The organism is Cohnella fermenti (assembly GCF_004801405.1).
GTDB lineage: Bacteria > Bacillota > Bacilli > Paenibacillales > Paenibacillaceae > Cohnella > Cohnella fermenti.
The window spans coordinates 37,301-62,285 of record NZ_SSOB01000046.1; the positions used below are offsets into that span (position 1 = coordinate 37,301).

Consider the following 24,985-nt stretch of genomic DNA (forward strand, 5'->3'; position numbering starts at 1 on the left):
TAATTTTCTCTATGTATGTTATTTTTCACATAAAATCGTCCAACCTGCCCAATCGTCCAACCTGCCCAATATCACGCTGCACGAATATGAAATTTCACATAAATTCCTGGTATCTGGCGGTATCCGACGGTTTCCAGTTGGTATCCGGCGATTGAGCGGTATGACTTTCTGATATGCGAAGCAAAGGAGTGTTCCCAATCATGGTTCCAATAACGAATCCGATCGGCGTCATCGTGGACAGCTTCCGCGTCGGCGTCAGCGAAGGGCTGCGCAAGGCGAAGGAAGTCGGCGCCGACGGCGTTCAGATCTATGCGGTGAGCGGCGAGATGGACCCCGCCGTTATTACCAAGGCCCGTATCCGCGAGCTTCGGGATGAGCTGGACTCGCACGGACTGCGCATCTCCGCGCTCGTCGGCGATCTCGGCGGCCACGGCTTCCAAGACGCCCGCGAGAACCCTTGGAAGATCGAGAAGTCGAAGCGCATTCTCGATCTGGCCGTCGAGCTCGGCACGAACATCGTGACGACGCACATCGGCATCGTGCAGGAGGACCCAAGCAGCGCCGTCTATGCAGCGATGCAGTCCGCCTGCGAAGAACTCAGCACTTACGCAAGCAGCCTGAACGCTTACTTCGCGATCGAGACCGGACCGGAGACGTCCGCCCGGCTGAAGAGCTTCCTCGATACGCTGAGCACGAACGGCGTCTCGGTCAACTACGACCCGGCCAACCTCGTTATGGTGACCGGCGACGATCCCGTCCAGGGCGTGTACACGCTGCGCGACTACATCGTGCACACCCACGCGAAGGACGGCATCCGGCTGCAGGAGGTTGACCCGCGCTACATCTACGGCGCGCTCGGCTTCGAGCCGATGGACCACGAGAAGCTCGCCATGCAGGTCGAATCCGGCGTCTACTTCCGCGAAGTGCCGCTCGGCGAAGGCTCCGTCGACTGGAACGCCTACCTCGCGGCGCTCGCCGACATCGGCTTCGGCGGCTATCTCACCATCGAACGCGAAGTCGGCGCCGACCCCGCCCGCGACATCGCCAAGGCGGTCGAGTTCCTGAAGCGGTACCGTTAAGCGAGCTCCACTCCCCGAGGACACGCCTCCCCGGGGAGTGTTTGTTGCTTGAAGCTTACTCCCGTTCTCCCGTTCCCCGACTGCGACTAACTCCTCTACTCCGTTCCGCCCCCGCACATTGCCGAGGATTACTTCCGTTCCCCCGTTCCCCAACTGCGACTAACTCCTCTACTCTGTTCCGCCCCCGCACATTGCCGAGGATTACTCTCATTCCCCCGTTCCCCGACTACGACTAACTTCCCTACTCAGTTCCGTTCCCGCACATTGCTGATGATTACTCTTGTTCTCCCGTTCCCCGACTTCGACTAACTCCCTACGTTGATCCGTCCCCCTCCACCGCCTCGCTCCGTCCGCCGAACGACTCTCCCTTCTCAAGCAGACAACTCATCCAGCCCATCGGTGCGGAAGCCATGTGATGCAAAAATACATCTCTTCTCTCTGATTTCCCTTGAAATGATACTAAGAGATGTAAAAATACACTTCATTTTCTCAAATTGGCCCTATTCTCGGTAAATCGGCAGAATCAGATGTACTTTTACATTACATTGCCTCTAATTAGCCCCATCGAGCAAAAAGAGATGTACTTTTGCTTCTCATCCCCTTCTCCCAAGAGAAGCGCTTCTTCTCCACGGAGGAAGGGGACGCACTCTCCCAGTAAGGCAGCCTCAACGCTTCATCCCCACCAAAAGGCTGCCTCATTCAGAGATTATCGCCACAGCTTCTCCGCCGAATTCTCTCGAAGCTCGTACTTCATGATACGATCGCTGCCGCTGGCTCTAATAGGGCTGAACAGCCCCCGCTCGCATAGGGAATTCAGATACTTAACCGCGCTCCGCTGATTGACGCCCAGATGTCTGACCACGTCGATCGGCCTCACTGCGCGCGCAAGCGTGTGGGCCAAGCGAACGATCTCCTTCTCGGTGATAGATGCTCGTTTCCCTTCCGCCTCCCCCGCCTCCGTCTGGAACCGGCTCAGCACCATTCGCAGCAGCGTTCGGCACAGCTCCGGCCGATCTGCGACGTCGTCGTAGGAGAACGAGATGACGATATGTCCCATCGCCGTGAGGAACGTCTCCCGATTCAGCTCGTTGCTATATTTCTTGCGATCCATATCCCGCACGTGCGGACCGAAGCCTTTGATCTCGATGACGAGCTTCACCTGCCCCGTAATCCACGCGAAGTCGCAGAAGAAGCTCATTCCCCGCCAATCGAACACCTCATACTCCGGATGCAGTCCCTCGAAGCTGCCGCGCAGAGGCCACCAGACATTCTTGCAGAACAGCTTCTCCGCTTCCCGGTGCCCTCTCTCCAGCCTCCCTCTCCGCTCTCCCTTCCTCTTCTCCAGATGCGCCTGAATAAACTGCCCGTGCGCCGCTTCAAATCCCGCTCCTGTCCCTGCTCCTGCTCCGAATCCTGCCCCAGTTCCCACAACCATCCTCATCATCCCTCCCGGAAAATAGACAAAGAACGCCCTGAAACGCTCCAACGAGCGGATCAGGACGTTCTTCGTCACTGTTAGTCCCAGTATAAAGGAATCACCCAGATTTATCCACTACTTTTTTGGCGTCAACTCGCCGCGAGGGGCGAACCGCATCTGCAAGGCACCCGCAGAGACGGGCCACTCCCGTTAGCGAGACTGCTCCCCCTGCGAGGCGACTCCCTTACTCCGCGTTCCCGTAGTACCAGGTCTCCCCGGTCGTCGTCACGCGGTAGTGGAGGGCGATCTGGTCGTCATCCGACCAGGCGAGCGTCGTCGGGTCCTGGCGGGACAGGACGATGTTCAGGTACGTCCAGTCTCCCGTCGCCGCCGAGCCGGTGCTGGACAGGGCGGACAGCGGAACGACAATCTCGATGTCGCCGGTTGTCGCGCTCCACTGCGGCGCAGTGACGCCGGAGATCGTTCCGCCCGATGTCCAAGCGCTGCCGGAGACGCCATACTTCGTATAATCGGCGCTGTCGCTCGTGCGGCTGACCATGTATTGCATCGCCCGCTCCAGCGTGCCGCCGTTCAGGCCGGTCGTCTTCGATGCCGCCGTGCCGTTCTTGAGGTCGGTGCCATACACCTGGACGCCGAACCTCGGAGCGGTGTCATAGGCGGACAGCGATCCGCTGGCATTCTTCAGACGAATGTACAGGTTGCTCGCATCGTTGCTGACATAAGCGCGGACGATGTCCGTGTCGGCGGAGCCCGAAGCCGTGTCTTGCTTGGCATCCATATAATACGGTACGTTGCTCCACTGCGACAGGTCGCTCGCCACGCTCGTCGTCACGCTGATCGTCTTGTACGCGCCTGCGTTCGACTGCGGCGAGACGATGCGGACGTCCGCCTGCCCCGTGTACGTGAGCGCGCCCAGAATAAACCAGGCGGCCGTCACCGGCTCGACGGCGGTGCTGATAAGCGGCTTCAGGTCGATGCGCGACACCGATTCCCCTTGCGCCATGTAGCCGACGCCGGTTCGCGACGCGATCCACTTCAGGTAGTTGAGTGCAGTCGTATTTTCCCCCCGGTAGATGTGGTTAAGGGCGACATACGTGCTCATCTGCGGCCAGGACGGCTCGTCGCTGAGCGCTTCGTTGCCGGCAGGGCTCCATGGCGACGTATAGTAGAACGTATCCCCGTCGTAGCGCGCCACTCCGTAATTGTCATGCTGCAGGTTCGTCTTGATCTTGTTGACATGGCTGACGGCCCTGGAGGACAAGGCGTCAAGCACGCCGAATACGATCAGCGCATTGGAGGAGCCGTCGACGAGCGTGTTCGCTCCGCCGCTGGTCGTCACCGCCCGGTTGAAGTAGCCGTTCGCAGAATTCCACAGCCCCTTCACGCTCTCCGTATCCGACTTCTGAATGTTGGTGCGGATCTTGCTGGCCGCTCCGTTGTAGTCGTCGGCGACAGCCGGAAGCCCCTTCGCCTTCGCCATGTATTGCGCGGCATCCAGCCCCGCCACGTACAGCGCCTGGGTAAACGTGTTGTACTCGATCTGTTCTTCCCAGATGCTCGAGTCGGCGACGCCTAATCCGTAAGGGTCCGAACCGAGATTGGACCAGACGTAGTCGGCGGACTTGCGATACTTCGTCCAGATGTTGTTCAGGAACGTCGTGTCTCCGGTCAGCTTGTAGTGCTGGTAGGCCCCAATCAGGAAAATCCCGATCGAATCATGCTCCGGCTCCACGAAGCTGACGTACGAATTGGTCCAGAAGTCGAACGTCGTCTTGAACGAGCCGTCCGTGCTCTGACGATCCGCCAGCCAGTACCAGTACTTCTCCGCCTCCTCGTGGAAGCCCGCCTGGTCGAGAACCATCGCCGTCACCGCGGAATCGCGCGCCCATACCTTGTAGCCGTAGGCGATCGGATTCGTCGTCGCCGGAATGCCTCCGTAGGTCGGATTCATCGCGTTCTTGATCGTGATCAGCCCTCTGCGGTACATCGCGTCAAGCCCGTTGTCGTCGAAGTCGACCGTCTTCTTGCCGGCTTCCGTCATCCAATCGTCATAGCGGGATGCCGTCTCCGTCATCCAGTAAGCGGCCGTCTGCCCGCGCGCCGTGTCGACCGCCGCCTGAGCCGCGGCCAGCGTCGGCTGCACCGAGGCGACGAAGCTGAGCTGCACCGAGCTGTTCGCCGGAATCGTGAAGCGGTCCTGGAACGCCATGCTGATGTCGGTCGCGTAGACGTCGTTGTTGTTCTTGACCGTCCCGTCGTTGTCGAACGTGTACCACGCGGCCACATTGCTCGCCGACAGCGAGGACACCGTATCGCTGGCGACCTGGTGGCCGTCCATCGTCTGGAACGCGCCGAGGGCGAGATAGTATTGCCCCGAGCTGCTCATGTCGACGAACATCGCGTTGCGGGTCGAGTCGTACCAAGCGTGGTGCGTCGTATCCGAAGACCCGATCGACTTGTTGTTCGCATGGATCTGCTCCAGCAGGTTGTATTCGATCGGCGTGGAGTTGTTGTTCGTGAAGGTCATCGTCGCGACGGTGAAGTCCTCGTTCGGAACCATCGCGTACTTCTTCTTCACGGTGATCGGCATGCTGCTCGTTCCGTATTGCAGGTACTTCGTTCTCAGAATGCCGCCGTCGTCGTAGTAGGCTTCGCTGGCAAAATTGTTCGGCTGATCGTACTTGACTCCGCTCGTCTCGTTGCGGAAGAAGCTCGTGTAATCCTTGATCTGATTCGTCGAATAGTCGCTGGCGATTCTCATCTCGCCGATGCGCGGACCGTTCGATCCCGTGTCGTTCTGGGACAGCTTGCTCGCCATCCACAGGTTGACCGAATCGTCCCAGTTGCTCATGTAGAGGCTTGTGATCGAGCGATCGGTTGGCTGCGTGCCGGTCACGACCGCATCCGGATCATCGCTCCCATCCTCCGGATCTGGGTCCGGGTCCGGGTCTGGATCTGGGTCTGGATCTGGGTCCGGATCGGGATCGGTCACGCCGATCTGATCGATATCCAAATAATCGAGATTGATCGCCCCTGCATTCGTCGAGGTGTACCAGACCACGACGCTGCGGTAGCCCGCCTTCAGCGAGACGGTCAGTTCGGCGGTTCCCCACGTGTCCCAGTTGCCGGTATTCGCGAAGCTCGCCGTGCCTGCCAAGGCGCCGTCGATGTAGACGTTCCTCGTCGCGGCGCTTCCTCCGTTGCCGTAGCGAAGCTTCAGCTTGTAGTCTCCGTCCTCCGGAATATCGACGATGAACGACACGCCGTCGTTCGCCGTCTCGAACTGATCGACGAAGCCGGAGCCGGAATAGCCCGTATGATCCGTATCCACGGCCACGTTCGTCTTGATCGCCGACTCGGCTTCATAGAGGTCGTTCGTCGGCGTCGTGAACGTCCGCTTCATGTAGATCATGTCCCAGTAGTTCAGGTTCGGCAGCGTGAACGATACGTACTTGCCGTTCGAATCCGTGCCGGTCGTGAACGTCAGCTCCTGCGTGGCGCCGTGGTTCAGATCCGGAGAAGCGACATAGACGTTCGAGACGGCCTCGTCGTTGCCGATGTATACCTTGGTCGCCACGTTCGTCTTGAACGTCGGCTGATTCGCGCTGTTGCGCCACTCGTTGTCGTTATTCAGCAGGTTGATGAGATGAACGATGTTGTAGTCCGGCGTCCGCTTCAGGATGTTCCATACGGTGTTGCCGGTCCCGTCGCCGCTCGTCGTCACTCCGCTCATCGTGACGAATTGGTTGCCCGCGTCGTTCGTTACCACGTCTTCGTCATACAGCAGGTTCTCATACGCGGTAATAAAATTGTACTGATCCTTCATCGCGTTCTTAAGAGAGTTGCGGACGCTCTTGCTCTTGTTCGGATAATATTCGTGAGCGAGCATCTGCCCGTCTTCGCCAAGCTCGATGTGCGATGCCCCGCTTGCCGCCATCATCGCATCCGCCAGGCGAACCGAGTTCTCGTCGAACGTGCCGAGCGTGAGGCTGTCGAGGTTGATCGCGCCCGTGTTGGCGGAATCGTACGCCAGCTTGATCGTGTGCGATCCCGCCGTCAGCGTCACCTGGTGCCAGATCTCGTGCGACCACGTGTCCCAGTTCGCCAGCGTCGGGAACGTCAGCGTTGTGCTGAGCGCGCCGTCGACATACAGGTTGCGGGTCGCCGCGCTGCCGGCGTTGCCGTAGCGGAACACAAGCGAATACTTGCCCGCTTCCGGCGCATTGATCGTGAATGTCACCGCGTCTCCGGAGGTCGCGAACTGATCGACGAAGCCCGTTCCGGTGTAGCCGGTGTGGTCCGTGTTCGTCGCCGTGCTCGTCAAGGTTGCGCTCTCCGCTTCATAGCGAGTGCCGATATTCTCTTGATAGTTCATGTAGCCGGCAAGCACGACCGCCTTGTTGTCGCTCTGCGCGCGCAGGCTGTCGATGTAGTTCTTGAGCTGGCCGTAGCTGCTCGAGAGCCACCAGATCTCGCTGAACAGGAAGTCGGCGTCCGAATTCGCAGCGACGTCGTTCGCCGCCCAACCGTTCACCGTGCCGTCCACGATGTTGAAGGTCAGCTTGTTCTTCTCCGCGTCGTTCGCCGTGAGCGCCGACTTGGCCTGGTTGATGAAGGGGGTGAACCGCGAAGACAGATCGATCGATGTCCCGTTGTACGTATACACCGTATCGCGCTGTCCCATCTGGTCGACCTGGATACCGTCGAAGCCGGCCGTGTCGATCGCGTCGATGTATTCGGAATTGATGTAGTTCTGCCAGTTCGTATTCGCCGGATCGAACATGTACAGATACTTGCCGTTGTTGAAGTCGACATCGTACTGGTTCGAATGGGCCGCATCCTCGTAGATGCCCCATTGCGGATCGATGCCGTACGTCGAATAGCCTTCCCGGGCGCCATAAGCCATCGCGTAAGCGAGAGCCGACCCGCCGACGTCGTGTACGGCCGAGATCTGATTCTGCAGCGTCTGCCAGGAGATCTCCCGGTTGAACAGGTCGGTCCACGTCGAATCGATCGTGCTTCCCGTTCTTTTGATCATTTTCTCATGGCGGTACATCCAGTCGTAAAATTGCCAGGCGTTAATGTGGTAGTCCTGGGCCAACTGGTCGACCTTCGCCTGGCTCTGCGACAATGTCTCGGACGAGCTCATCTCGCTGATGAAGCCGTAACGCGGGTACTTGGTGAAGGTGCTCGAGACGTCGATCGCCGTAGCACCCGACCCGGCGGTGCCGGCGTCCACTTTGACGAAGTAGCCTTGGAAGTCCGTCGTCGGAGCCGTCCAGGGGAACGTCACCGTCGTCGAAGCTCCCGTCCCTACGCTGACCGTCTGCGAGGCGGTATACACCGCTGTCTCCAGATGGGAGATGGTCAGATTTACGTTGCCGCTGTAAGCGGAACCGGAGTCGTTCGTGATCTCGGCCGTTATCAGGACGGAGGCTCCGGGATCATAAATAGACTTGTCCGTGTACACCCGCTTGACGATTCCGCTGGCCGCCGCCAGCGTTATTCCCGAAGGAACGAGGGTTAGAATCAATGCGAGCGCCAGCAGGGCGGCGACACATCGGTTCAAACGTTTGCGCATTACGATTTGCTCCTCTCACTCTCTGGAATAATTGCGATAAATCCGTCACTCGACACCGGTTCCGATGCCAGGCATCACCTCCTTTAAGCGGCTTGATCGTCCTCGGCACTCAACGCTTCAGCGCCCCCGTCCGTCAGACGCCTGAGCACCTTCCGCATTCAAGCATTCCTGCTCCTTCAACCGCTTCTCTTATTCCTTCGCCTATTCCTGCACCAAGCCCATCGGCATCCCCGGCTTCGTCTTGAGAACAACCATGGACCAGTAGAGCAAGCTCGGCAGCACGACGCGGATGCGATCCCCGCCTTCTCCCTCTCCTTCCCGCGCGATCCGCTCGTGACGGAGCTCCTCCGGCCGGATGCTGTCTCCGTCCGGAGTCGCCCAATAGACGTGCTCGATCTCCTCCCACAGCTCGGCCCGGATCTCGATTCCGGCGAGCGGCGTCGGCTCCCGTTCCTTCGCGGAATGCCAGCTGTCGTCGCTCACGCCGTCCAGATTCAGGAGATGAACGATCAGATATCCCGGCTTCTCCTTCACGATCGTCCATACCGCACCGGGGCGACCGACCGGCGTGAAGGCGACTCCTTCCTTCGAGACAACAACTTCCGTATTGATGCCGCCCGAATACGTCATCGAGATGTCGTCCAGCTCGTGGTCGAACAGCAAGCCGCGGTACATGACGATAAAGTCGTAATGCCTCTGCACAACGCTGCGCAGCGAGTCCGTCATCGCGCCGTACTTCGGGTAGTAGCTGTCGGCGAGCACGCTCTCCCGCTCCCCGAGCAGCAGGTGGTAGCCTCCGCTGGCGAAGATCGTCCCCATGGCCAACCTGGCGCCGATCTCGGCCTGATGCGGGTCGATTCCTTTGTCGGGATGGAAGGCGGGGAGGTATGCGGCCAGAACAACCTGCTTGCCCGACAGCATTCTCGCCCAATCGATGATCTGTTTAACGTCCCTGAGCTGCGTCACCGGGTCCCACACCTCGATGTAGATCACGTCCTGATCGGCCCCCGCCGTCGTATGCACCGGATAATTGCTTACATTATTGAAGATCAGCCCCGCATCCGGACGGAGAACGGACACCCGCTCCCGCACCTGGTTGATGAACGAGGGATAGAGGTCCTTCAGCCGGACGACCTCGTCCCCGCCGCGCGCCTTGCGAATCGCCTTCTTCGGGAAGCCGTATTGATCCAGATGGAAGCCGTCGAAGCCCATCCCCTCAAGCGCTTCCTCAAGCTGGCCGAGAAGGTGCCGGGTCCAGTCCGAATCCGAAGAGATATCCATAATGTAGAAAAAACCGCCCAGCGAGTAAGCGCGTCCATTATTCTGATAAAGCGCCTGCTCCGGGTGCTCCTTCACATAATCGGGAAGCGCGCCGTAGACGGCCGCATACGCGAGAGAAGCGATTCCTCGTATCCGGAGAGCCTCGATCTTCTCGCGCACGACCCGGTGGGAGAGGCGGCGGCCGAGCGGATCGACGAACGGCTCCTCCTTCGTCAGCAAGCGGTCGTGCCGATACATCCAGTCGTAAAACTGCACAACGTTGATATGGCTCCGATTCAGGAATTCGACATCCTCCTCGTCCCCTTCCTCCTCCGGAGCGAAGTCGCTCAAGAAGCCGTACCGAGGTGCCTCCCGCCAATGCTCCGCAACGTCGAACGCGGTCTCCGCCGACGCGAGCTCGCCGCCCGGCCCGTTCATCGTCAGGAAGACGCCGTACGCTCCCGAGCCTTCGCCCACCGGCTCCAGATAAATATCTGCGGTGCAATCCCCCGTTCCGGTCCGGATCGGCCGATTCTGATCCATCAGCACGAATTCGTAGGACCAGCCGGCAAGACTCCGTCCGCCCCCGTCCCGGAACCGAAGCCGCACCTCTTCCCCCGGCTTGTATTGCGCTTTGTTCGGAATGACGTCGATGGTGTCGTTTTTGCTCATGGTACTTTTTCCCCTTCCGGCTATTGGAACTTCGGATTATCCCTTCACGCTGCCCTCCGACATGTTCGGATTGACGAACTGCTTCTGGAAGATCAGGAAGATCAGAATGATCGGAAGCAGCGCCATCATCGAAGCGGCGAAGAACAGCCCGTAATACGTCGCATATTGGCCTTGGAACAGTTGAAGCGCGATCGGCAGCGTTCGGTGCGACTCCGTCTTGATCAGCGTCAGCGCCACGATGAATTCATCCCACGTCCCGGAGAAGGAGAAGATGCCGAGCGTTCCGATGGCCGGCAGGGACAAGGGAATGTAGATGCTGCGATAGAGCGTCCACTTGCCTCCGCCGTCGATGACGATCGATTCCTCCAGCTCCGTCGGAATCCGTTCGAAGAAGCCGCGCAGGAAGAACGTGCCGCCCACGACCCCGGTTCCCGCATAGAGCAGAATAAGGCCGGGATACGTGTCCACGAGATGGAGCGTCTTCAGAATCGTGAACTGCGGGATGATGTTGAGCAGCGCCGGCACGAACATGGAGAACAGGAACAGCTTGAAGAGCGGCTCCTTCGCGGGAAAAGAAAAGCGGGCGAACCCGTAAGCGGTCAGCGTAGCAAGGAACAGCGACAGAACCATCGTCACCGCGGAGATCCCGATGCTGTTCACGAAATATCTTGAGAAATGGTTTTTGTTCCAGGCGTCGATGTAGTTCTGAATGGTCTTCGAGCTGTGCATCAGCTTGTAGGGGCTCGGCAGGCTGAAGTTGTCCGTCGTCAGCGAGGTCAGAACCATGTAGACGAACGGGCCGATAACAAGCAGCATGCCGAGCAGCAGAGCCATGTGGAGCGCAAGGGTCAGTCCTCTCTGTCGTCTCATCTCGCGCCTCCCTCTAGTATTCGAGCCGTTCTCGTCCGAACGTCCTCTGTTGTCCATAGGTGAAGATGAAGATCAAGAGGCCCAGCATCACGCTGAGTGCCGTGCCGTATCCGAAGTTGAAGTATTCGAATGCCTGCTTGAACAGGTACGTATTCATCAGATGCGTGGAATCGAGCGGGCCGCCCCTTGTAATGAGCAGAACCTGAATAAACGCCTGAAAAGCCCCTATGATCAGGTTGATCACCACGTAGACGGTCATCGGCCGCATCAGCGGAAGCGTAATGTTCAGGAAGCTGGACACTCCCTTCGCCCCGTCGATCTGCGCCGCTTCGTACAGCGACTTCGGAATGGATTGCAGCGCGGCCAGATACATGACCATCACCCATCCGATTCCTTTCCAGACGCTGACCGCCCAGATGACGACGTTCGCGCTCCAGCGATTCTGCAGCCAGGCGATCGGCTCCGGCACGATGTGCAGAATGTCCGTCAGCAAGTAGTTGATAATGCCGGAATGTCCGTCCGCGAACAGGAACTTGAACAGATAGCTGACCACGACCCAGGAGCTGATGACCGGCAAATAATAGATCAGCCGGAAGAACACCTTAAACCGGACAAGCTGGATATTGATCAACGTAGCGGCGATGACGCCGAGCAGCCATTGCCCGGGAACCGTAACCGCGGCGAACAGCAGCGTATTCCATAGCGCGGTATAGACGGTCGGGTCCGTCAGCGCTTGCCGGTAGTTGGCGAATCCGACGAACTCACTGAGTGAGGGCTGAATGACCTTGTAATCGAAGAAGCTGATATAGATTCCCTTGGCAAGCGGGTACAGAACGAACACGCACGTGAGCAAGAAGCCCAGCGTCAAATACGGCGCAACCTGCCAATATTGCTTTAACCCTTTAACCATCCGTTGCCCCTCCCTGCCCTTGCTCCTGCGGACGGAAGGGAGACGGCCCGCTCGCGGGCCGTCCCTTCTTCTCGCCGCTTCCCGTTCTCGGGCGTATCCCGATCTCCGGTTGCTCCCCGTTCTCCGGGTTATTGAAGCAGGGCGTCGATCTCCTTGGCCGCCTTGTCGAGAGCCTCCTGCGCCGTAGCTTCCTTGCGCAGGGCAGACTCGAACGCCTTGCCGAACACGTCGCTGATCTGGTTCCAGTTCGCGCTCGGCGTTCTCGCATACGCCGTATCCATCTCCGCCACGAACTCGTCGAGGTAATAGACCGACTTGAGCTCTTCCGCATTGGCGGCGGTCTTGATGACCGGAATGGCTCCCGTCTTGACGGCCATCAGCACCTGGATCTCATCCGACAAGAGGAATTGCGAGAACGTCCAGGCCGCTTCCGGCTGCTTGGCTCCGTTGAAGATGACCAAGTCCTGCCCGCCGATGACGGAGTGGCTGCTGCCGTCCGGACCGTTCGGCATCTTGGCCGGAATCATCGTGTCCTTCACGGCGTCGCCGAGAATGCTGAAGAACCACGGACCGTCGTTGATCATCATATAAGAGGCGGGCGAGCCTTCTTCTCCGCGAAGCCCTTCCCACGTGCCCGGCTGGCCGCCCAGAATCGGCGGAGCCAGCAGCCCTTCGTCATTCCAGGAGATGATCGTCTCGAGCGCCTTGACGCTGGCCTCTCCGTTCAGGTAACCGCTGGCCGTCGTATAGTTGTCGTCGGTGATCGAGCCGCCGAGCGTCCAGAAGAACGGAGGCATGTTCCAGGCGTCGGGGCCGCCGATCGTGATGCCGTAGTACTTGCCCTTCGCCTTCAGGTTGCGGGCGAGCGTCACGAGCTCGTCGATCGTCTGCGGAGGCTCCGTCGCTCCGGCTTCGGCGAGCAGCTCCTTGTTGTAGATGGCGATCTTCGTATTCGTGTCAAGCGGAACGCCGTAATACTTGCCATTGTACAGATTCGTGGACAGCGGACCGTCGAACGACCGCTCCTTGATCTCGTCGAAGCCCGGGAAGCTGTCGACCGTCTGCAGAGCTCCTTCCTTCGCCATCCGGGACACCCACGTGTTGTCCATCCGCATCAAGTCGGGAGCGGCCCCGCCGGCCACGGCCGTCAGCACCTGCTGATCGAGGTTCTCCGTCGGCATCCGCGTCGCGTTGACCGTAATATTCGGATGCAGCTCCTTGAACTTCGGCAGCACCTCCTCGAGCAGCACCTTCTCCTCGCCTTCGCCGTAGGCGTGCCAGAATTCGATCGTAGCCGGCTTCTCCTCGGCTGCCGCGCTCTCGGACGCGGAAGGAGACGGGTTCGCCTCCTTCGATGCTTCAACGCTCGGGGAGCCGCTGGCCTCCGTCCCGTTCGAATTGCCGTTGTTCCCGCCGCAGCCGCTCAGAACGACGGATGCCGTGAATAAGGTCGCCGCGAGCAGCGGCCATGTTTTTTTTACGCTCATTGTGATAAAGACCCTCCCTATCCGTTATGGAAAATATGATTGCGCTTACATTTTAGCGAAAATCATCTCTTCCCCAGAGGGCCTAAGCTTCCGGAATGGTAGCTTATATTCCCGAATTGCGAAGCGCTCCCTTCACTCGTGTTGCAGGTCGGTGCACTATCTAACGCCTTGCCGAAAAAAAGATACCGCGATACGGGGAAGGGGGGATGAGAAGCAAAAGTACATCTCTCATCGTTTGATGGGGAGCATGGGGGAGGCAATGTAGTGTAAAAGATCATCTCTTTTCGCTTGATGGAGCCGAATGGCGGCAATGTAATGTAAAAGTACATCTGATTTTGCCGATTTGCCGGGATTTGGACCAATTCGGGAAAATGAAGTGTATTTTTGCATCTCATGTGGTCATTTCAGGCAGAATCGGACGAAAGAGATGTATTTTTGCATCACATCGCTTCCGGATCGATGGGTTAGAGCGGTTAGAGGGGGTGTTTGCCGGAGATGGAGACGGAGACGGAGTCGTTCGGCGGATAGAGCGGAGGCGGAGGCGGAGGTGGAGACGGAGGTAGAGACGGAGGTGGAGGTGGAGGTAGAGACGGAGGTGGAGGTGGAGACGGAGGTGGAGGTGGAGACGGAGGTGGAGGTGGAGACGGAGGAGGTTGCGGGAGCGCGGTTTACCGTTGGGAGTTAGTCGCTGTCGGGCAACGGGAGAACGAGACTAACCCTCAGCATTGTGCGGACGCGGAACAGCGCAGGGGAGTTAGTCGTCGTCGGGGAACGGGAGAATGAGACTACACGAGACTAACTCCTTCTTGTTGCGCCGGTCCGGGGCCGCAGGCCGGCGGCCGGCACCTTGCCTGTGGCCTATGGAACGCTCATAATCGCGTCGATCTGCTGCGCCGCCTGGCGGGTCGCTTCTTCGACCGGCTGCTCTCCCGTCAGAATTCGCTCCACCATGCGGGCGAATACGTCCTCGATCTTCGTCCACTCGGGAATCGGAGGCCGCGGTTCGGCATGGGCGAGCTGCTCCAGATAGGTTGCGATCATCGTATTGGGCGCCGACAGGTGCAGGTTGTTGTTCGTCGGCAGCAAGCCGGTCTCCGCCATCAACCGCTGCGGCTGCTCGCTCGTCATCCACTGGATGAACTGCCACGCCTCCTTCGCATGGGTCGACTGCCCGAAGATGACCAGGTTCTCCCCGCCCAGCACCGACGTGCCCTGCCGGACATCGCTCGGCAGCGTCGAGAAAACAATATCGTCCAGGTACTCCCGGTTCTCCCCCGAAGCGTTGACCGCCTGGAACCAGTGGGCCTCGTCGATCATGAGCAATTGCCCCTTCAGCACGCCGTCCCAAGTGCCCGGCTGCCCTCCGACGACGGAAGGGCCGATAATGCCCTCGTCGTACCAGGCTTTGAGCTTCGCCAGCGCCGCCCGGCTGGCTTCGCTGTCCAGGTAGCCGGTGGCGCGGGTATAGTCCGCGTCCATCAGCTCGCCGCCGAACGTCCAGAAGTACGGCAGCGAGCCCCAGCCGTTCGAGCAGCACAGCCCGATCCCGTACGCGCCGCTGACCTTGCTCTTCAGCCGAACCGATGCGTCGTACAGCTCGTCGAACGTTGTCGGCGGCTCCTCCAGCCCGGCTTCCTGCAGCAGATTCTTGTTGAAGATAGCCGCCCTCGTCGTCGCGTTCACCGGCAATCCGTAATACTCGCCGTCGTATAAGGCCGTTCTCAGCATCGAGCCGATGAATTGGTCCCGCAGGGAATCGAAGCCTTCCATCCCGGACAGCGGGGCCAATGCCCCCCGCTTGGCGAATTCGGGAACCCAAATAATGTCCATGCGCATAACATCCGGAGCTTTATTGTCCGCGACGGTGGCGAGGATGGACGCCTTCAACTGGTCCGTAGAATCCTTGCGCACCGCATGAATCCGAATGTTCGGATAGGCTTGTTCGAACAGCGGAAGCACCTTCTCGGTGAACACCTGCGTCTCCAGGTCGCTGTACGTATGCCAGAACTCCAGAACGACCTTGTCCCCATCCTCCCCTTGCGCCGCAGAGGGCCGGGAGGAGCTCAACACAAGCGAATTGCCGCAAGCGGCCTCCGCCGTTCCGACGGCAACCAGCAGCAGCAGCGCCAATAAGCGCAGCGCCCGCCTTCCTCCCATGTCTAGACACCCCCTTGAGCCGATGGGGCGTTCGAAGCTGCAGCGGGGATTGCGATGGAGGTTGCGACGGATGGCGCGGCGGATGGTGCGGCGGACGGCGCGCCAGAGGGTGCTGTGGATGCTGCGCCCGGGGAGCCTCCGGCCCTGCTTCCCATCCGATACTCCGCCGGCGTCATTCCTTCGAGCCTCTTAAACAGCTTGAGGAAGTGCTTCGGACTCTGGAAGCCGGACTTTGCGCCGACGTCGATAATCTTCAGATGGGTCGTCTCGAGCAGGTGCTTCGCATGGTCGATGCGAAGCCGGATGACATACTCGATGAAGTTATGGCCCGTATGCCGCTTGAACTGCTCGCTGAAGTAGTTCTTGCTCATATGAATGAAGTCCGCAACCGCTTGAAGCGTCAGGTCGTCCCGGTACCGCTCCCGAATGTAGCCGAGCGCCGACTGGATCGCCTGCGCCCCGCTCTCTTCGGCAGCCAGCCGAAGCCCGTCCGGGGCGGCCGGGCCGCTTAGCTCCTCGCGAAGCAGGCACACGAGCGAAGCGAGAGAATCGGCGTTCTCCAACCTCGCGAGCACACCGATTCTGCGCCGCATCCTCTCCTCCGAGCTCCGCTCATGGCGAAGCGACCAGAGCGTCGCAAGCATCTCCCGGGCCTGATCGACAACCGCGCCCTTCGGCAGTTGCACCGTTCTCCAAGCCGCGGCGGTCCGATCGAGCAGCGAGGAACTGCGAGCAACCTCGAAGGACGACAACGATTGGACGAATTGCTCCCGGCTGTCCCGAAGGAGCGAATTCGCCCGCTCCGCCCGCTCCCGTTCCAGATGGGCGGGAAGCGGGAGCACGCCTTCGTAGCAATGGCCGCTCCCGTCGTAGAAGCCTCTGTCCGCAGCGTGCGCCGCCCAGCGGTACGCTTCTCTGAGCTTGGACAAGCCGAAGACGACCGGGCTGCTGCCGACCGTCATCTTCCAGCCCTCTTCCAGCAGCAACCGATGCAGGCGGACAAGCTCCGGCTGACTTGCGCCCCGCCTGTCGGCGATAAGGACGACCACTTCCGCTTCTCCGGTCAAGACGGCCAGCCCTTCGGCGAGCTCGCGATTGAGCCGCTCCTTCGCTTGCTCGAGCCTCGATAGCCCGGACCTCCGGCTCCGTTCCCGCTCCCTGTCAGCCCCGGCTTCCTGCAGCCAACCCTGCCGTCCTTCCTGCGGCCCTTCTAGCGGCCCTTCCAGCGCCTCCCGCCACACCGACAGGCGCAGCGGTCCGCCCGCCCAGGGGAGCGCGGCTTCCGGAAGCTCGCCGTCGCCGGCCAGCGCGCTTCGGAACGCCCGCTCCAAGGAATCCCGGTTCGCCCGGTCCGCCTCTTCCGCGAGCCTGACCGCCTCCCGATTCCGCTCGGCGTCCGCATCGAAGACGGCTTTGCTCTGCCGCAGAATTCGCAGCAGATCCTCCGGCTCCATCGTCGGCTTGAGCAGATAATCGAGCACAACGCCGAGACGCACCGCCTCCCGGGCGTATTCGAACTCGTTGAAGCTGCTGACCAGAATAACCTTGACGCCCGGCAGCAGGCTCTTCGTTCGGCGAGCCAGCTCCAGTCCGTCCATCAGCGGCATCTTGATATCCGTAATGAGCAGATCGATCGGCTCGTTCCCGATGCGCTCGAGCGCCGCCTCCCCGTTCGAGGCGTCCCCGATCAGCTCGAAGCCTTCGGCGGCCCAATCGACGAAGGAGCCGAGGCCGAAGCGGATCATCGGTTCGTCGTCAACAATCAGCACTTTGTAAGTCATGAACGTCACCGGCCTTCCTGACGAGAGTCATAGTCACGCTTGTGCCTCGCCCTTCCGCGCTCTCGATGCGCATCCCGCTCGCCGCCCCGAAGTAGAGCTCGATCGTCTCCCGGACATGGTTCAGTCCGAGCCCCAGCATTCCGGACGAAGAGGCGCCGGAACGTCCGCCCAGCCGTTGCGCGCGGCCCGGGTCAAGCCCGATTCCGTCGTCCTGGATCTTGATCGTCAGCACCTCCGGGGCGGAAGGGGACAGCCGTTCGCCCCTGCGAATGACAATGTCGATCCGCCCGCCCTCCGGCTTGGGAGCAAGGCCGTGGAAGACGGCGTTCTCGACGATCGGCTGAAGCAGCATTCTCGGAATCGGCACCTCCGCCAGCCCCGGCTCGCAGTCGACGACGAGCTTGATATGATCTCCGTAACGATATTGCTGGATCAGCATGAACTTCTCCAGAAGATCCAGTTCCTCTCCGATCGTGCAATAGACCCCCGTCTTGCCCATGCTGGCCTCCATCAGCCGAACGAGGGCGGATATTCCTTGGTAGGCGCCGTCCTGGCGGCCCAGCTTGATCATCCACCGAATCGTGGCCAGCGTATTGTACAGGAAGTGCGGATTGATCTGATGGCGAAGCGCCCGGATCTCCGCCTCGCGCTTCTTCGCTTCGACCTCGTTCACCTGCTCGATCAGCATCTTGATCTGCCCGACCATCTGATTGAACCTGCGGCTGAGCTGGCCGATCTCGTCCTGCGACCTCACCTCGGTCAGCGCCTCGAAGTTGCTCCTCTCAAGCTCGCTCATCTGCTTCATCAGCCTCTTGAGCGGGGACGTAATCCGGCGGGAGAACAGGAAGCCCGTCAGCGAGGCTCCCGCCATCAGAATAGCCGCATAGAGCCAGATCTTCTTCTGGAGCTGCTGAATATCGCCTATCGCTTCCCGCACAGGAACCGCTCCGACAACCGTCCACCCGTTTTCCATTTTCCTCGCGACTGCATAGGTCTTGACCCCGCCCACTTCCATCTCAAGCTCGTTCTCCGAGGAAGAAGAAGACAGCAGCGCTTGGCGGAATTCGGCCGACTCGATCGGAAGTCCCCATTCCCCGGGCTCGGAACCGATCATGACGTTGCCCTGCGGGTCCACGACGAAGAAGCGTCCCGTCTCCCCCAAGCGATTGCGGCCAATCGCCTCGAGCAGCAGATTCCCGTCCATGTTCACCATGATCGCCCCAAGCGCCTGCCCCGTCTCCAGATCGCGCAGCGCCTTCACGTAAGTGAGCACGAGCTCGTTGTTCTCCCCGCCGCCGCTGAACGGATCGTAATGCAGAGCTTGCCACCACTCGTCCTCCCGCCCGCTGACGATATCCTGATACCAGTCGTGCTCGCTGAGCGTGTAACGGGTGACCTTCGAGACGTTAAACAAGCCGCTGCCCCAACTGCTGCCCTGCTCCCGGAGAAGATAAACGCTCTGCACGAAGGAGCTCGTATCGATCAGGTTGTTCAGCAGATTGCCCACCTTCTCCTTATGGTCGAACTTGCGATCGATGCTGTCAGGCCCTTGCTTCTCTTCCTGCAGCACCTCTTGAATCTGGGAATCTCGAAAAATCTGCTGAGCAGAGTCGCGGCCAACCGTCAGGATAAGCGATAAGTAGTCGGCAGACTGCTTCGCCGATTGCTTGGCGGAAGCCCTTACATGATTGCTCAGCATGGAGCTCGATGATTGATAATAGAGCGAGCTGATCAAGGTGATCGAGAGAAGAAGCAGCAGCAGGATCGCCACGATCAGCTTGGTGGACAACCGTCTTGAATACCATTGGGGGATGAACGACATCGGACTCATCCTTCGGATTTGGTAGAAAAGGGAATTCAACCCGATTATTGCACCGAGGTTCCGATCCGTCAATGGCCTTGGCATGTTCGGGGCGGTATGTTCACCAAATATTCCCCTCATTTCTCGCACGAAACCGGGTAGGAGTCGTCATCGTCATCTTCTTGAACATACGAATAAAGTGCGACACGTCATAGTACCCCAGGTGCTGGGAGATCTCGGGTACTGTCATATTCGAGTGCAGCAGCAAGCGACGCGCTTCCGAGATGCGCAAATTATGAATGAACTGTATCGGCGACTGTCCTGTAACGTCCTTAAACAGAGATGACGTATAATTGGGCGAGCGTTCGATCAGTTCGGACAACTGCTTAATCCCAATCGATTGACGGTAATTTGCCATGAGGTAGCTTTCGATTTTCTTGGCCAAGGTGAGTTGAATCGGCGAGACATCGTTAAGCTCTGCTTCCCTGCTGACGAGCAATAAAATTTCTTGCAATAAATTCAAGGAAATCAACTGCGCGAGCGAGCCCGTCCCTTGATATTCTTGATAAAGCTGAGTGAACCGCGTCTTCAAATAATCAAAATACCGAATCCGCAGCCGATTTGCCGTCCGGGGACCCAATACCGGAATGGATAACGCCCCCTCTGTCTCGTAATCGAACAACACGGTAAATTTCTGATGCGGCCCGCTCTCATCGTTCTGCGCCGCACGATTGGTCCCTTTGGGAATGAATAGAACCTCTCCCTTCTGTACCTCGAACCTCTGTCCGTCCAAGTGGTAAACGACGCAGCCCTGTGTCACGAGCGCCAACACATTCATTGGTATCACCTGCTCGTAATTTCGCCACGTCGGGATAAAATCATCGAAACATACCAGCAGCAATCGAAGCATCCCGCTCTCCTTCAGTTCTTGACTCGAATAAAAAATGGGATTCCGCCCCCTAATTTACAAACGTATTATCCAATCGATTGTAGAAATGTACATTGTGCATCGGCGTCTGTTCGTATATTATACAACTATTCCAAGTAAAATAGTAAGATTAAATTCAATGGAGTCGATCCTGCTGCTCGCAAGCGAACGAATTAAGGGGGGGCCAGGTGAAGAGAGGAAGGATCTTATGGCTGCGCGTCGCAAAAACATAATTCTGCTCATGACCGACCAGCATCGACTCGATCACGTAAGCTATCCTGGCTCGGGCCGGCTGTCGACGCCGAACATAGACAGAATTGCCGAAGGCATCGGGTTCACCAATTGTATATCCGTTAACCCGGTTTGCTCTCCGGCACGCTCTGCTCTGCTGACCGGAAAGTATACGCATCAGATCGGGCTAACAGCGATGTCAGGCGACCTGTCGTTGCAGCATCCGACGTATCTGCGCGCCCTCCAAGACCACGGCTATCGAACCTTCGGAATCGGCAAGCTGCATTGGCTGCAGGGCTGGAAGTTCGGAGGTCCAATTGGCCATGGTCACCCGTTGACTCGACTGAGGGACGACATCCGACAATTCGGGCTCGATGAGGTATGGGAGGTCGCAGGCAAGCAGTTGGTCAGCCGCAACTATTGCGAATACGCCGCGCACTTGGACAAGCAAGGACTTCTGGAGGAATACAGGGAGTTCAATGCACGCAGCGGCACGAACACGTATCTCGCAGAGAAGCAGAATTTTACCGGCGAGTCGTTCCCGTTCGGAGAACACAATTATCTGGACATCGTCATCGGCGACAAAATAGTGGAGACAATCGAACAGAAGACAACGGAAGAGCCGTTCATGCTATTCGGATCGTTCGTCGGACCTCATCCGCCGTATGACCCGCCGGCTTCATACCTGGACCCGGTTCCTTATGAGGAGGAGGACGACTTCACCCCGGGCCGGACGGTTCGCTTACGGACCATACGAAGCAGCATCTGTACCGAATGCGCCGCGCCTACAAAGCGATGATCGCCATCATCGATGAGCAAGTCGGGCGGATTCTGGCCACGTTGGAGGACAAAGGGATATTGGATGACACCGTCATCCTGTTTACGTCCGATCACGGAGAGATGATGGGCGATCACGGGCGTGTTCAGAAGCAGTCTCCCTTCCAGGCCTCCGTCGTCGTGCCCGCCGCCATCCGACACCCCGATTATTTGCGAGGAGAGAGGAATGCCTCTCCGGTCGAGCTTACGGATCTAACGGCGACCATTCTGGACATAGCCGGCATTGACCCGCAGCAGGCGCTTGGCAAGAGCTGGCCGGCCTTTCACGACCGTGTCCCTTGTCGTTCGCTGCTTCCTATCATCGCGGGAGAGGCCGAACGAATTCGGGACTACGCCTTCTCCGAATGCTCCGGGCAATGGCAGATGATTCAATCGGATCGCTGGAAGTATGTACGATGGCTTCAATACGACGACCCCGATCGCGTGCCGGAACAGCTGTACGATCGACAAGATGACCCTCATGAGCTTCGCAATGTGATCGGGCTGCCGGAATATCGGGAAGCGGCGGACTGGTGCCGCCGAAGACGAGAGCATGTGCTCGACCGAACGCCCCCGGCGCAGCTGAGATGGGCGCCCATTATTGGAGAATGAACGATCCTGAGGAGGATGCAAGATGAGAAAATGGACAGTATTGGCTCTATCATCATTATTGGCGGCAGGAGCAGCCGGTTGCGGCAATTCAACTAACGAAGCCCAATCGGAATCGGCCCCTGCTTCCGGTTCTGCAGCAGCCTCGGTCGCGGCTTCTTCCCCGGAGGCAACCGTGGATACGAGCAAGAAATTAACCATTACCCTTCTCGCTCCGAGCTATGCCGGAGGAGGCTGGCAAGGGGATAACGCGGTTGTTCAGAAGCTCAATGAGAAGTTGAATATCAATCTGCAGATCCAATGGGTGCCTATTGCCAATCTTGCCGAGAAGGAAACGGCCATGGCGGCGTCCAACAGCTTCCCGGATGCATACTTTGTTCTGCAGAACGAGTTCACCAAGTGGCGGGACAAAGGCGTGTTCCTCGATGTGAAGCCTTACCTGGAGCAATTCCCGAACTTCACGAAGTATCTCTCCGAGGAAAGCCTGCAAATCGAGAATCCGGCAGATCACTACTATGGATTCCCCTATTACATTCAAGACACGAGAGATTCGTTGGCCGTTCGGAAGGATTGGCTGGACAAGCTAGGCTTGCAGGCGCCGACGACCATCGAGGAGTTCGGGCAAGTGGCTACCGCGTTCGCGACACAGGACCCGGACGGCAACGGCAAGCAGGATACGAGCGGATTCTCGTTCGGCATGACAAACGGCTCGTTCAGCGGACTGTCGCCGATTCTGGCCGCCTTCGGCCTGGGCAACGAATGGATCCAATCCGGCGATGAACTGGTCAACTACAAGACACAGACGGAGCAATTGAAGCCCTTCGTCTCCTTCCTGCGCGAGCTGTACGCAAGCGGCGGATTGGACAAGGACTTTGTCACCAACAAAAACAACGATCACAAGTCGAAGTTCGTGGCCAGCACGGTAGGCATCGCGGAGTACGTTCCCGGTGAACTGTTCACGACATCGCTCCCGAATTTGCAACAAACACACCCCGAGGCCCGAATTGCGCAAGTCATTCCGCCTGTGGGACCTGATGGCAAGCAGGGAACAAGCACCTTGCCGATGACTTCGAAGATTGTCATCAACAATTCGATCGACAAGGAGAAGCAACAGCGAATTATTCAATTGCTGGACTACATGCTGTCGGACGAAGGCTACGATTTGATCAAGAATGGCGTGGAGAATGTTCATTGGAAATCCGAGAACGGCACATTCGTCAAGCTGGACGCCTACGATGTCGATCGTCCGCAACTGCTGTCCACCTGGTTCTTCCGCCGCGCCGACCCGCTGATTCAGATGCATAAGTGGGAAGACCAGGCACTGCTCGACCAGCTTCAACAATGGAACGACAACAACGCCAAGTACGCTTGGCCGAATCCTGCCGCAGAGGTCGTGTCCGAGGTGCAATCGAAGCTGGCTCCGAACCTGAACGAGAAGTGGATGGCTGCCGTCACGAAGATTATCGTTGGTCAAGCACCGGTTGATGATGTGGACCAGGCAGCGAGCGATTGGCTTAAGGACGGCGGAGACAAGATTACCCAGGACATTAATGAACAATACAAGAAGCTTCATCAATAAGAAGTGGAGATGATCGACCGTCATGAATCCGGTTTGGAAACGCAGTTGGCCTATCTATCTGATGATTTTCCCCGGACTGCTTTTCTTTATCGTGTTTCGTTACATTCCCATGGGGGGATTGGTGCTAGCCTTCAAGGACTATGACCCCTTCAGCGGATTCTCGGGCAGTCCTTGGGTCGGTTTCGATCACTTTCACAGGCTGTTTACGCAGCAGGATTTTTGGATCATTTTGCGCAATACGTTCGTATTAAGCGGAATTAATTTGTTCTTCTTTTTCCCGATCCCGATTGCCATGGCCATTTTGCTGAACGAGGTGAAGCTGCCATGGGTCAGAAAACTCGTGCAGACGACGATCTACATCCCTCACTTTGTATCGTGGGTCGTCGTGGCCGGGATTACCGTCGTCCTGTTCGCCACCCAGGACGGCGGGATCAACAAGCTGCTGGCAGAGCATGGGCGGCAGCGCATGGAGCTGCTGACGGATCCTTCTTACTTTCAAGCGCTGTTCCTTACCCAGAACATCTGGAAGGAGATGGGCTGGGGCACAATTATATTCCTTGCCTCGTTAGCCTCTGTGGATCCGGGGCTCTATGAAGCCGCTTATGTCGACGGGGCGGGTCGTTGGCGTCAGCTATGGCACATCACGCTGCCAAGCCTGAGGACAATCGTTGTCATCATGTTTATTCTGCGATTGGGGCAAATCATGGACGTCGGCTTCGAACAGATTTTCCTGCTGCAGAACTCGTTAAATTTGAGCGTATCCGATGTGTTCGATACGTATGTTTACCGCAATGGCGTTCAGCATGGGGAGTTCGGCTTTACGACGGCGATGGGACTATTCAAGTCGGTTGTCGGGCTGGTCCTGCTCTTGACGTTTAATCGACTGGCGAAGAAGTTTGGAGAAGAAGGGGTTTACTGACATGGGGAAAAAATTCAACCTGGTGGCCGATGGCATCCTTTATCTTATCCTCCTTCTCATCGTACTGTTTATCGCCCTTCCCTTCTCTTATATATTGTTCAGCTCGTTCTCTACGAACGCAGAGTACTATTCGCGAGGATTTTATATTCTCCCGCATAAGTGGACGATTAATGCGTACGGCTATTTGGCTATGAACGAGAACTTCATGCAGGCGTACCGCAATACGTTCGTCCTGACAGCCTGCGGGACGGCTATCAGTCTGGGCTTCACCTTGTTTATGGCTTACGGCTTGTCCAAGCGTTGGCTCCGCGGACGTCGCTTGTTGAACATGCTCGTCTTGTTCACGATGATCTTCCATGGCGGCATGATTCCGACTTATTTGCTCGTAAGCGAGCTGCATCTGTTAAACAGCTACTGGTCGATCTATTTAACGGGAGCGATTTTCCCTTTTCTGCTCATCATTATGCGAAGCTTCTTCGCAAGCTTTCCACCCGAGCTCGAGGAGGCGGCGAGAATGGATGGCTGCGGAGAGCTGCAATTGCTGCTTCGAATCGTGCTCCCTCTGTCCATCCCTTCAGTCGTCACCATTGCGTTGATGTACGGAGTCGCTCATTGGAACAGTTACTTTCAAGCGATTCTTTATCTGAACGATTCCGCCAAGTGGCCGATTCAATCCTTCCTGCGACAGTTTCTCCTTGACAGCGATACCGGCATGCTGCGATCCGTCGGAAGCTATGAATACGGGCCGCCGGTCAAGATGGCCGCAGTTATCGTGACGGCTCTTCCTCTGCTGCTATGCTACCCGTTCCTGCAGAAGTACTTTAACAAAGGAATGCTGGTGGGATCGATTAAAGGTTAACCGGTAAA

17 protein-coding genes are annotated in these 24,985 nt (G+C 58.2%); 7 read left to right on the forward strand and 10 right to left on the reverse strand.

The window, feature by feature from the left end:
• The first annotated feature begins 200 nt into the window (after nucleotides 1-200).
• Nucleotides 201-1,079 (forward strand): sugar phosphate isomerase/epimerase family protein, encoded by an 879-nt coding sequence (locus tag E6C55_RS26840; protein ID WP_136372920.1) that lies wholly within the window; start codon nucleotides 201-203, stop codon nucleotides 1,077-1,079.
• 706 nt (nucleotides 1,080-1,785) lie between these two features.
• Here the strand turns inward: E6C55_RS26840 and E6C55_RS26845 are convergent.
• From E6C55_RS26845 to E6C55_RS26870, 6 genes are all read right to left on the reverse strand, one after another.
• Nucleotides 1,786-2,514, reverse strand: a complete 729-nt coding sequence (locus E6C55_RS26845) for a hypothetical protein (protein ID WP_136372921.1) — start codon at nucleotides 2,512-2,514, stop codon at nucleotides 1,786-1,788.
• A gap of 226 nt (nucleotides 2,515-2,740) precedes the next feature.
• Entirely contained in the window at nucleotides 2,741-8,098 is a 5,358-nt protein-coding gene (locus E6C55_RS26850; RefSeq protein WP_136372922.1) for a glycoside hydrolase family 66 protein, read from the reverse strand.
• 201 nt (nucleotides 8,099-8,299) lie between these two features.
• Complete coding sequence (locus tag E6C55_RS26855; protein ID WP_136372923.1) at nucleotides 8,300-10,030, reverse strand: glycoside hydrolase family 66 protein; 1,731 nt, start codon at nucleotides 10,028-10,030, stop codon at nucleotides 8,300-8,302.
• 36 nt (nucleotides 10,031-10,066) lie between these two features.
• On the reverse strand, nucleotides 10,067-10,900 hold the full coding sequence (locus tag E6C55_RS26860) for a carbohydrate ABC transporter permease (RefSeq protein ID WP_136372924.1): 834 nt from the start codon (nucleotides 10,898-10,900) through the stop codon (nucleotides 10,067-10,069).
• 13 nt (nucleotides 10,901-10,913) lie between these two features.
• The gene (locus E6C55_RS26865) at nucleotides 10,914-11,810 is read right to left on the reverse strand and encodes a carbohydrate ABC transporter permease (RefSeq protein WP_136372925.1); all 897 of its coding nucleotides are present in this window, start codon (nucleotides 11,808-11,810) and stop codon (nucleotides 10,914-10,916) included.
• Between the two features lie 128 nt (nucleotides 11,811-11,938).
• Nucleotides 11,939-13,297, reverse strand: a complete 1,359-nt coding sequence (locus E6C55_RS26870; protein WP_136372926.1) for an extracellular solute-binding protein — start codon at nucleotides 13,295-13,297, stop codon at nucleotides 11,939-11,941.
• 547 nt (nucleotides 13,298-13,844) lie between these two features.
• Here E6C55_RS26870 and E6C55_RS34300 point away from each other — a divergent pair.
• The gene (locus E6C55_RS34300) at nucleotides 13,845-13,982 is read left to right on the forward strand and encodes a hypothetical protein (protein ID WP_211093656.1); all 138 of its coding nucleotides are present in this window, start codon (nucleotides 13,845-13,847) and stop codon (nucleotides 13,980-13,982) included.
• A 173-nt stretch (nucleotides 13,983-14,155) separates the two neighbouring features.
• On the opposite strand, the gene E6C55_RS26880 is transcribed toward E6C55_RS34300, so the two are convergent.
• From E6C55_RS26880 to E6C55_RS26895, 4 genes are all read right to left on the reverse strand, one after another.
• Nucleotides 14,156-15,454, reverse strand: a complete 1,299-nt coding sequence (locus E6C55_RS26880) for an extracellular solute-binding protein (protein ID WP_136372927.1) — start codon at nucleotides 15,452-15,454, stop codon at nucleotides 14,156-14,158.
• A 2-nt stretch (nucleotides 15,455-15,456) separates the two neighbouring features.
• Complete coding sequence (locus E6C55_RS26885) at nucleotides 15,457-17,235, reverse strand: response regulator transcription factor (protein WP_136372928.1); 1,779 nt, start codon at nucleotides 17,233-17,235, stop codon at nucleotides 15,457-15,459.
• Nucleotides 17,210-19,057, reverse strand: a complete 1,848-nt coding sequence (locus E6C55_RS26890) for a cache domain-containing sensor histidine kinase (RefSeq protein WP_168735896.1) — start codon at nucleotides 19,055-19,057, stop codon at nucleotides 17,210-17,212. Before E6C55_RS26890 ends, E6C55_RS26885 begins: the two co-directional genes overlap by 26 nt.
• Before the next feature lie 100 nt (nucleotides 19,058-19,157).
• Nucleotides 19,158-19,946, reverse strand: coding sequence for a helix-turn-helix domain-containing protein (locus tag E6C55_RS26895; protein ID WP_136372930.1), 789 nt, complete (start codon nucleotides 19,944-19,946; stop codon nucleotides 19,158-19,160).
• A gap of 226 nt (nucleotides 19,947-20,172) precedes the next feature.
• On the opposite strand from E6C55_RS26895, the gene E6C55_RS35125 reads away from it, so the two are divergent.
• The 5 genes from E6C55_RS35125 (at nucleotide 20,173) to E6C55_RS26920 (ending at nucleotide 24,977) form a co-directional block, all read left to right on the forward strand.
• Nucleotides 20,173-20,994 (forward strand): sulfatase family protein, encoded by an 822-nt coding sequence (locus tag E6C55_RS35125; RefSeq protein ID WP_168735897.1) that lies wholly within the window; start codon nucleotides 20,173-20,175, stop codon nucleotides 20,992-20,994.
• Nucleotides 20,970-21,623 (forward strand): sulfatase family protein, encoded by a 654-nt coding sequence (locus tag E6C55_RS35130; protein ID WP_136372932.1) that lies wholly within the window; start codon nucleotides 20,970-20,972, stop codon nucleotides 21,621-21,623. The genes E6C55_RS35125 and E6C55_RS35130 overlap by 25 nt, the downstream gene beginning before the upstream one ends.
• Before the next feature lie 22 nt (nucleotides 21,624-21,645).
• The gene (locus tag E6C55_RS26910) at nucleotides 21,646-23,199 is read left to right on the forward strand and encodes an extracellular solute-binding protein (RefSeq protein ID WP_136372933.1); all 1,554 of its coding nucleotides are present in this window, start codon (nucleotides 21,646-21,648) and stop codon (nucleotides 23,197-23,199) included.
• 229 nt (nucleotides 23,200-23,428) lie between these two features.
• The gene (locus tag E6C55_RS26915; protein WP_230986880.1) at nucleotides 23,429-24,118 is read left to right on the forward strand and encodes an ABC transporter permease; all 690 of its coding nucleotides are present in this window, start codon (nucleotides 23,429-23,431) and stop codon (nucleotides 24,116-24,118) included.
• A 1-nt stretch (nucleotide 24,119) separates the two neighbouring features.
• Entirely contained in the window at nucleotides 24,120-24,977 is an 858-nt protein-coding gene (locus E6C55_RS26920) for a carbohydrate ABC transporter permease (protein WP_136372935.1), read from the forward strand.
• Nucleotides 24,978-24,985 lie beyond the last annotated feature (8 nt).

Excerpts from the sequence above, each read along its gene's own strand:
- E6C55_RS26910 (WP_136372933.1), top strand. The coding sequence starts at position 21,646 with ATGAGAAAATGGACAGTATTGGCTCTATCATCATTATTGGCGGCAGGA.
- E6C55_RS26850 (WP_136372922.1), bottom strand. The coding sequence starts at position 8,098 with ATGCGCAAACGTTTGAACCGATGTGTCGCCGCCCTGCTGGCGCTCGCA.
- E6C55_RS26885 (WP_136372928.1), bottom strand. The coding sequence starts at position 17,235 with ATGACTTACAAAGTGCTGATTGTTGACGACGAACCGATGATCCGCTTC.
- E6C55_RS35130 (WP_136372932.1), top strand. The coding sequence starts at position 20,970 with ATGCGCCGCGCCTACAAAGCGATGATCGCCATCATCGATGAGCAAGTC.
- E6C55_RS26855 (WP_136372923.1), bottom strand. The coding sequence starts at position 10,030 with ATGAGCAAAAACGACACCATCGACGTCATTCCGAACAAAGCGCAATAC.
- E6C55_RS26870 (WP_136372926.1), bottom strand. The coding sequence starts at position 13,297 with ATGAGCGTAAAAAAAACATGGCCGCTGCTCGCGGCGACCTTATTCACG.
- E6C55_RS26845 (WP_136372921.1), bottom strand. The coding sequence starts at position 2,514 with ATGGTTGTGGGAACTGGGGCAGGATTCGGAGCAGGAGCAGGGACAGGA.
- E6C55_RS26840 (WP_136372920.1), top strand. The coding sequence starts at position 201 with ATGGTTCCAATAACGAATCCGATCGGCGTCATCGTGGACAGCTTCCGC.
- E6C55_RS26890 (WP_168735896.1), bottom strand. The coding sequence starts at position 19,057 with ATGTCGTTCATCCCCCAATGGTATTCAAGACGGTTGTCCACCAAGCTG.
- E6C55_RS26880 (WP_136372927.1), bottom strand. The coding sequence starts at position 15,454 with ATGGGAGGAAGGCGGGCGCTGCGCTTATTGGCGCTGCTGCTGCTGGTT.
- E6C55_RS26895 (WP_136372930.1), bottom strand. The coding sequence starts at position 19,946 with ATGCTTCGATTGCTGCTGGTATGTTTCGATGATTTTATCCCGACGTGG.
- E6C55_RS35125 (WP_168735897.1), top strand. The coding sequence starts at position 20,173 with ATGGCTGCGCGTCGCAAAAACATAATTCTGCTCATGACCGACCAGCAT.
- E6C55_RS26865 (WP_136372925.1), bottom strand. The coding sequence starts at position 11,810 with ATGGTTAAAGGGTTAAAGCAATATTGGCAGGTTGCGCCGTATTTGACG.
- E6C55_RS26920 (WP_136372935.1), top strand. The coding sequence starts at position 24,120 with ATGGGGAAAAAATTCAACCTGGTGGCCGATGGCATCCTTTATCTTATC.
- E6C55_RS26860 (WP_136372924.1), bottom strand. The coding sequence starts at position 10,900 with ATGAGACGACAGAGAGGACTGACCCTTGCGCTCCACATGGCTCTGCTG.